General features: G+C 61.7%; 5 protein-coding genes and 1 pseudogene. 3 read left to right on the forward strand and 3 right to left on the reverse strand.

Annotated features, from left to right (window positions below; translation table 11 throughout):
- The 3 genes and pseudogenes from PFEN_RS20350 to PFEN_RS20360 all read right to left on the reverse strand — a co-directional run.
- Positions 1 to 1,543: pseudogene (locus PFEN_RS20350) on the reverse strand (ABC transporter ATP-binding protein/permease); the annotation flags it as partial.
- A gap of 97 nt (positions 1,544 to 1,640) precedes the next feature.
- Positions 1,641 to 2,201 carry a response regulator transcription factor gene (locus PFEN_RS20355; protein WP_191486167.1) on the reverse strand — a complete coding sequence of 187 codons (561 nt, stop codon included), beginning with the start codon at positions 2,199 to 2,201 and terminating at the stop codon, positions 1,641 to 1,643.
- Positions 2,198 to 3,457 carry an ATP-binding protein gene (locus tag PFEN_RS20360; protein WP_191486168.1) on the reverse strand — a complete coding sequence of 420 codons (1,260 nt, stop codon included), beginning with the start codon at positions 3,455 to 3,457 and terminating at the stop codon, positions 2,198 to 2,200. The genes PFEN_RS20355 and PFEN_RS20360 overlap by 4 nt, the downstream gene beginning before the upstream one ends.
- Before the next feature lie 398 nt (positions 3,458 to 3,855).
- Here PFEN_RS20360 and PFEN_RS20365 point away from each other — a divergent pair, with 398 nt between their 5' ends.
- The 3 genes from PFEN_RS20365 to PFEN_RS20375 all read left to right on the forward strand — a co-directional run.
- The gene (locus PFEN_RS20365) at positions 3,856 to 4,566 is read left to right on the forward strand and encodes an SIMPL domain-containing protein (RefSeq protein ID WP_191486169.1); all 711 of its coding nucleotides are present in this window, start codon (positions 3,856 to 3,858) and stop codon (positions 4,564 to 4,566) included.
- A 223-nt stretch (positions 4,567 to 4,789) separates the two neighbouring features.
- Complete coding sequence (locus tag PFEN_RS20370; protein ID WP_191486170.1) at positions 4,790 to 6,391, forward strand: ABC transporter substrate-binding protein; 1,602 nt, start codon at positions 4,790 to 4,792, stop codon at positions 6,389 to 6,391.
- Positions 6,392 to 6,649: 258 nt separating this feature from the next.
- Positions 6,650 to 7,551, forward strand: a 902-nt coding sequence (locus tag PFEN_RS20375) for an ABC transporter substrate-binding protein (protein ID WP_224771022.1), incomplete at its 3' end; no start/stop codon positions are given.

Raw genomic sequence — 7,551 nt, forward strand, 5'->3', positions numbered from 1 at the left:
AGCCATTGCGGTGCATACAACAGCGCGCGGGCAAAGGCCAGGCGCTGTTGTTCGCCCGGGGACAGCATGCGCTGCCAGTGATTGCTTTCATCCAGGCGCGGAATCAGGTGTTGCAAGCGGCAGGTTTCCAGCACGTGCACATAACGCTCTTGCGTATAGCTGTCGCCGCTCTGTGGATAACTCATCGCATCGCTCAGGCTGCCGATCGGCAGGTACGGCTTCTGCGGCAGGAACAGGTAGCGCCGGGCCGGCAAGCGGATATTACCATGGCCCTCGGGCCAGAGATTGCCCATGGCCCGGAATAGTGTGCTCTTGCCACTGCCGGAACGACCACTGAGCATCAGGCGCTCACCCGCGGCCACGGTCATCTCGGCCCCGGTCAACAGATGGCGATCGCTGCCCAGGTCCAGGCTGAGGTTCTGCACCTGCAGCTCATCGCCCTCGCTGCGCACATCGATGCCGCGCACGCGGTCCTCGTTATCGCTCATGGCCTGGCGGAAGCTCAACAGACGGTCGCAGGTGGCGCGCCAGGCGGCCAGTTCCGAATAGGCACTGATAAACCAGCTGAAGTTCTCCTGCACGTTGCCGAACGCCGAGTTGATCTGCATCAGCTCGCCCAGTTGGATCTTGCCGGCGAAATAGCGCGGGGCCGCCACGATAAAGGGAAGATAATCGCGATCTGACTGTAGCCGGCGGTGAAGAAGGTCAGGCGCTTGGAGACCCGCATGATGTCCCAGAAGTTGTGCCAGACCTTGCCGAAACGCGCGGTCAGGCGCTGGTTCTCGTTCGATTCGCCATTGAACAAGGCGATACTCTCGGCGTTTTCACGAACCCGGACCATGGAAAAACGCAGGTCGGCTTCAAAACGTTGTTGTTGGTTGTTCAAGCCGATCAGGCGACGACCGATCAGATGGGTCAGCCAACTGCCTACCGCCGCATAGACCAGCGCGCACCAGAACATGTAGCCGGGAATGGTCAAGCCAAACACTTCGATGCTGCCCGACACGCCCCACAGGATGATCGAAAACGACACCAGGCTGACCACCGTACGGATCAGCCCCAGGCCCAGGCTCAAGGTGTTCGAGGTGAAGGTGTTGAGGTCTTCGGAGATCCGCTGGTCCGGGTTATCGGTGTAACCGCCCTGCTCCAGCTGGTAGTAGTTCTTGTGGCCGAGCCAGCGCTTGAAATGCTGCTCGGTCAGCCAGTTCCGCCAACGGATGGTCAACATCTGGGTCAGGTACAGCCGGTACACCGCGCCAAGAATCGCCACGGCGGCAATGCCGCAGAAATACAGGATCAGTTGGGTGAAGGCGGCGACATCCTTCTTTTCCAGGGCATTGTAGAAGTCCCGATACCAACTGTTGATCCAGACCGAAATCGCCACGCTGAACAGCGACAGACCGATCACCGCCAGCAGCAGTACCCAGGCCTTGCCCTTTTCCTCACTGCGCCAGTAAGGCGTTGTCATTTGCCAGACCCGGCGGAAAAACTGTCCCTGCACGGCATCGTTGACCGCGGAATACTCGGCGTTCTTCTCAGTCATTCTTCAAGCTCGGTTAGCGTAAGAAAATTCACCAGCCGATCATAGATGATTCGCGCCCGGCGTAGCGCGATTTGAAAAGCATTCGTTCAGCACCGGTTCAGCGCCGCACCGGGCGCTTCTGCAATTTGCGCTGCAAGGTCCGCCGATGCATGCCCAGGGCGCGGGCGGTGGCGGAAATATTGCCTTCGTGCTCGGTCAGCACGCGCTGGATATGCTCCCATTGCAGGCGATCCACCGACATCGGGTTTTCCGGCACCAGGGTCTCGAGGTCGGCATGTTCGGAGAGCAAGGCGGCCAGCACGTCGTCGGCATCCGCCGGCTTGCACAGGTAGTTGCAGGCACCGCGCTTGATCGCTTCCACCGCCGTGGCGATGCTCGAATAACCGGTGAGGATCAGCACGCGCATCTCTGGATCAAGCTCCAGCAACTTGGGCAACAGCACCAGCCCGGAATCGCCGTCCATCTTCAGGTCCAGCGCGGCGTAGTCCGGCAGGTCCTGCTGGGCCAGCATCAGGCCCTCTTCGGCGGAACCGGCGGTGCTGACGCGAAAACCGCGACGGCTCATGGCGCGCGCCATCACGCGGGTAAAGGTGGCGTCGTCATCCACCAGCAGCAAGTGCGGCAGTTCCTCGCCTTCGACCTGGATCTCGTCACTCATGCTTCGTCTCCTTGGGCGACACGGGGTAGGCGCAGCTCGGTGAGCGTGCCACCTTCCTCATGACTATAGAGTTTCACCGAACCGCCGGCGCGTGTCACGCTGGCCTTGCTCAAGAACAGGCCGAGGCCGAAACCTTTGCCCTTGGTGGTAAAAAATGGCTTGCCGATCTGCTCGGCAATCGCCAATGGTACACCCGCGCCATGGTCACGAATGCTGATGGTCAAGGTCTCGATGGTCCAGTCCAGTTTGACTTCCAGGCCATCCGGACAGGCATCGGCGGCGTTGTTCAACAGGTTGAGCAAGGCCTGGGTCAGGTCCGGCGGTGGCGCCAGGCGCGGAACCTCGCCCTGCCCCAGGCGCTGGAAGCGGTAACTGGCCTCCGGGCGCATCAGGTGCCAGCGGTTCAACGCTTCGTCGAGCCAGACCGTGACGTCCTGCATCTCCACCGCCAACCGGCGATTGGCCTCGGCGGCGCGGACCAGTTGCTGCAGGGTTTCCTTGCATAACTTGACCTGGTCCTGGAGCACGCTCAGGTCGTCCTGCAACAGCGGGTCTGGATGGTCCTGGCGTATTTCCTTGAGCAGTACGCTCATGGTCGCCAAGGGCGTTCCCAGTTCGTGGGCGGCGCCGGCGGCCTGGGTCGCCACGGCCAGCAGTTGCTGGTCACGCAGGCCCTCCTCGCGGCGAATGGCGCGTAGCTCTTCCTGGCGGCGCAGTTCCTCGGCCATCTTCGCGGCGAAGAAGGTGATCACCGCGGCGGCCAGGGCAAAGCTCAGCCACATGCCATAGATCTGCAACTTTTCCCGGGAGATCGGAAAGGTTTCCAGCGGGTAGAACTGCACCAGCAGCAAGGTGTACAACACCAGCGCCACACCGGAGAGGATGACCGAATAGCGCCAGGGCAAGGTCACCGCGGCGATGGTCAGGGGCACCAGGTAATAGGAAACGAAGGGGTTGGTCGAGCCGCCGGAGAAGTACAGCAAGGCACTGTGGATAAACAGGTCGCAGGCCAGTTGCACCGCGTATTCGAGCTCGGTGACCGGCCAGGTGGTGCGCAGGCGCACCACCGTGAAGGCACAGAGCACCATGGAGCAGCCCAAGGTGATCGCCAGTTGCAGCCAGGGCAGCGGCAGCAGGTCGAACCAGTAGGCGATGCCCACGGAGCCGGCCTGGGCAGCGAGGACCAGCATGCGGATAAAGGTCAGGCGCCAGAGGTTCTGGCGAGTCGCGGACAGCAGTTGAACGGGGACGAGCATGAGCTCTCCTGATGAGCGCTCCAGGCGGATCGCCGGGAGTATAACCAAGCCGGGGCCTGGACAGGCAAATGTGCGGCAAACCGCCACAGCGGACCAAAGGGCTCGTTGTTGCGAGGGGACTCGCCCCGCTGCCGCTCAGTCAAGGCCGAACACGGTACGGTCGACGCTCGATTGCTCGCGAAGGGGCTCGTGAGAACGCCAAAAGCGTCGCGGCGGTGCGGCGTCCCGACAAACCCTGCTCCAGGTTACCTGGCGTTTGCAATATCCCACCGCCTTGACCGGCGGCTCTATAAGTATTGAAGTTGTAACAACGCGAACCGGACAATCCAGCCGTAGTCTGATACCTGCACGCGGGACTGCCCGACACGACCCGCGCACCGAACCCCAAGGAGCTTCATATGCACTTCACGCGCCGCGCCGCCCTGCTCGCCCTCAGTCTCAGTAGCTTCGCCAGCCTTCCGGCCCTGGCCGCCGACGAGCCGCGTTACAACCTGATATCCCTGCGCGCCGAAGCCAGCCAGGAAGTGGCCCGCGACCTGATGATCGTGACCCTCTACACCGAGGCGCAGAACAGCGATCCGGCCAAGCTCGCCGCCGACATCACCAGCACCATGAACAAGGCACTGGGCCAGGCCAAGGCGGTCAAGGAGATCAACCTGCGCCAGGGCAGCCGCAATAGCTACCCGATTTATGACAACAAGACCCAGAGGATCACCGGCTGGCGTGAGCGCGCCGAGTTGCGCCTGGAAAGCAGCGACTTTGCCGCGCTGTCCAAGCTGACCGGCGAACTGATGCAGGACCTGAAAATGGAAAGCATGGACTTCGCGATTGCCAGCAGCACCCGCAAGGCCAGCGAGGATGCCCTGCTCAAGGAGGCCATCGCCGCGTTCAAGGCCCGCGCCCAACTGGCCGCCGATGCCTTGGGCGGCAAGGGTTACAAGATTGTCAGCCTGAATCTCAACAGCAACGGTTATCCACAGCCGTTCCCGCGCGGCGCGATGATGATGATGAAACCCACAGCCAAGGAGGACGCACCGGCGCTGGACGTGGAAGCCGGCAAGGCCCAGGTCAGCATGAATGCCGAGGGGATGATCGAAGTCCTGCAGTAAACGCCCTCATTGCAGGAGCCAGCTTGCTGGCGATGAACGTCGCCACACCGGGGGCAGTCTGATTCCCCGCGTTATCCTTGACGACCATCGCCAGCAAGCTGGCTCATTGGACTTACGGTGTTTGCCGGGGCTCATTTTCTCGGTGGCCCCGGCGCCAAGACCTGGATAGGCCGTGCTAGAGTCGGATCTCCCCCGCTCTATTGCGCACCTTCGAGGCTTTTCAATGGAAAAGATTGCCTTCAAACCCCTGCTGCTGGCCGCCACCTTGCTGGCCTGCGCGCCCTTGGCCCAGGCGGCCTCGACCCTGGTCTACTGCTCCGAAGCCAGCCCCGCCGGCTTCGACCCGAGCCAGTACACCAGCGGCACCGATTTCGATGCCTCGGCCGAAACCGTGTTCAACCGCCTCGCGCAGTTCAAACGCGGCGGCACCGAGGTCGAACCGGGCCTGGCCACCAGCTGGGAAGTTGCCCCGGACGGCCTGGCCTACACCTTCCACCTGCGCCCCGGCGTGAAGTTCCACACTACCGACGACTTCAAGCCGAGCCGCGACTTCAACGCCGAAGACGTGCTTTTCACCTTCCAGCGCCTGCTCGACGCCAATCACCCGTTCCGCAAGGCCTATCCGTCCGAATCGCCCTATTTCAGCGATATGGACCTCAACACCACGATCAAGAACGTCGAAAAACTCGACGAGCAGACCGTGCGCTTCACGCTGAATCATATCGACGCCGCCTTCGTGCAGAACCTGGCCATGAGCTTCGCCTCGATCCAGTCCGCCGAATACGCCGCGCAGTTGCTCAAGCAGGGCCGCGCCGCCGATATCAACCAGAAACCCGTGGGTACCGGCCCGTTCGTGTTCAAGCGTTACCAGAAGGACTCGCAGATCCGCTATGTGGCCAACAAGGCCTACTGGAAACCCGAGGACGTCAAACTCGACAACCTGATCTTCGCCATTACCCCGGATGCCGCCGCCCGCCTGCAGAAACTCAAGGCCGGGGAATGTCAGGTCAGCGGTTACCCGCGCCCGGCCGATATCGAGATCATGCGCCAGGACAAGAACCTGGTGGTGCTGCAACAGCCGGGCTTCAACCTGGGTTTCCTCGCCTACAACGTCACCCACAAGCCGCTGGACCAGCTCAAGGTCCGCCAGGCCCTGGACATGGCCATCGACAAGCCGGCGATCATCAAGGCCGTGTATCAGAGCGCCGGCCAGCTGGCGCAGAACGCCCTGCCGCCGGGCCAATGGTCCTATGATCCGAACATCAAGGACGCCCCCTACGACCCGACCAAGGCCCGCGCGCTGCTCAAGGAAGCCGGCGTGGCCGAAGGCACCGCCATCGACCTCTGGGCCATGACCGTGCAACGGGCCTCCAACCCCAATGCGCGGATGTCGGCGCAGATGATCCAGGCCGACTGGGCCAAGGTCGGGATCAAGGCCAATATCGTCAGCTATGAGTGGGGCGAGTACATCAAGCGCGCCAAGAACGGCGAGCATGACGTCATGATCTATGGCTGGACCGGCGACAACGGTGACCCGGACAACTGGCTCGGCGTGCTCTACAGCTGCGCCGCGGTCAAGGGCAGCAACTACGCCAAATGGTGCGACCCGGCCTACGACCAGCTGATCCAGAAAGCCAAGCTCAGCAGCGACCACGACGAGCGGGTCAAGCTCTACCAACAGGCGCAGAAAATCCTCAAGGAACAGGTGCCGATCACCCCGATCGCCAACTCGACGGTATTCCAGCCTTTGCGCCGGGAAGTGCACGACTTCAAGATCAGTCCGTTCGGCCTGACACCCTTCTATGGCGTGAGCCTGGGCCAGTAACAGATCGCCCCAACCGGGTGCGCCAGACGCCCCCGGTTGCCCGCCCGCGGTGCACCCCACGCACCCGAAAATCCACTCGCAAACGATCAAATGCGTCAAAGTTTATAAAATTGCGACATTCCTGTACGTTCGTGCCACTCTTTGAGGCTTCGCGCCTCTGTGCATCTTGCAATGGGTATGGGGCCTGCATAAGTATCGGCAGGTCGACTCACGAGGTCGTCCTCACAACCAAAAATGACAACAAATCATGAGGCCACCATGCTTAAAAAAGCAGTCATTCCGTTTTTAGTCGGCGCAGGCCTCCTGGCCAGCGCACCGTTCGCCGTTGCCGCGACTAACCTGGTGTTCTGCTCCGAAGGGAGCCCGGCTGGTTTCGATCCAGGCCTGTACACCACCGGAACCGACTTCGACGCCTCCGCGGAAACCGTGTTCAACCGCCTCAGCCAGTTCGAACGTGGCGGCACCGCCGTGGTTCCTGGCCTGGCGACCAGCTGGGAGGTTTCCCCCGACGGCCTGACCTACACCTTCCACCTGCGTGAGGGTGTCAAGTTCCATACCACCGACTACTTCAAACCGACGCGCAATTTCAACGCCGACGACGTGCTGTTCACCTTCAACCGCATGCTCGACAAGGACATGCCGTTCCGCAAGGCCTACCCGACCGAATTCCCCTACTTCACCGACATGGGCATGGATACCAACATCACCAAGGTGGAGAAACTCGACGACAAGACCGTCAAGTTCACCCTGAAGACCGTGGATGCCGCGTTCATCCAGGACTTGGCGATGAGCTTCGCGTCCATCCAGTCCGCCGAGTACGCCGACAAGCTGCTCAAGGAAGGCAAGGCCAGCGACATCAACCAGAAGCCGATCGGTACCGGCCCATTCGTCTTCAAGAGCTACCAGAAAGACTCGAACATCCGCTACACCGGCTTCAAGGACTACTGGAAGCCCGAGGACGTCAAGGTCGACAACCTGATTTTCGCCATCACCACCGACCCGTCGGTGCGCGCGCAGAAGCTCAAGAAAGGCGAGTGCCAGATCACCGCCTACCCACGTCCAGCCGATATCGCCCCGCTCAAGGCCGACAGCAACCTGAAGATGCCTGAGCAGGCCGGCTTCAACCTGGGCTACATCGCTTACAACATGATGCCGGTCCT

The sequence above is a fragment of the Pseudomonas sp. FEN genome (genome assembly GCF_904067045.1).
Classification (GTDB): Bacteria; Pseudomonadota; Gammaproteobacteria; order Pseudomonadales; family Pseudomonadaceae; genus Aquipseudomonas.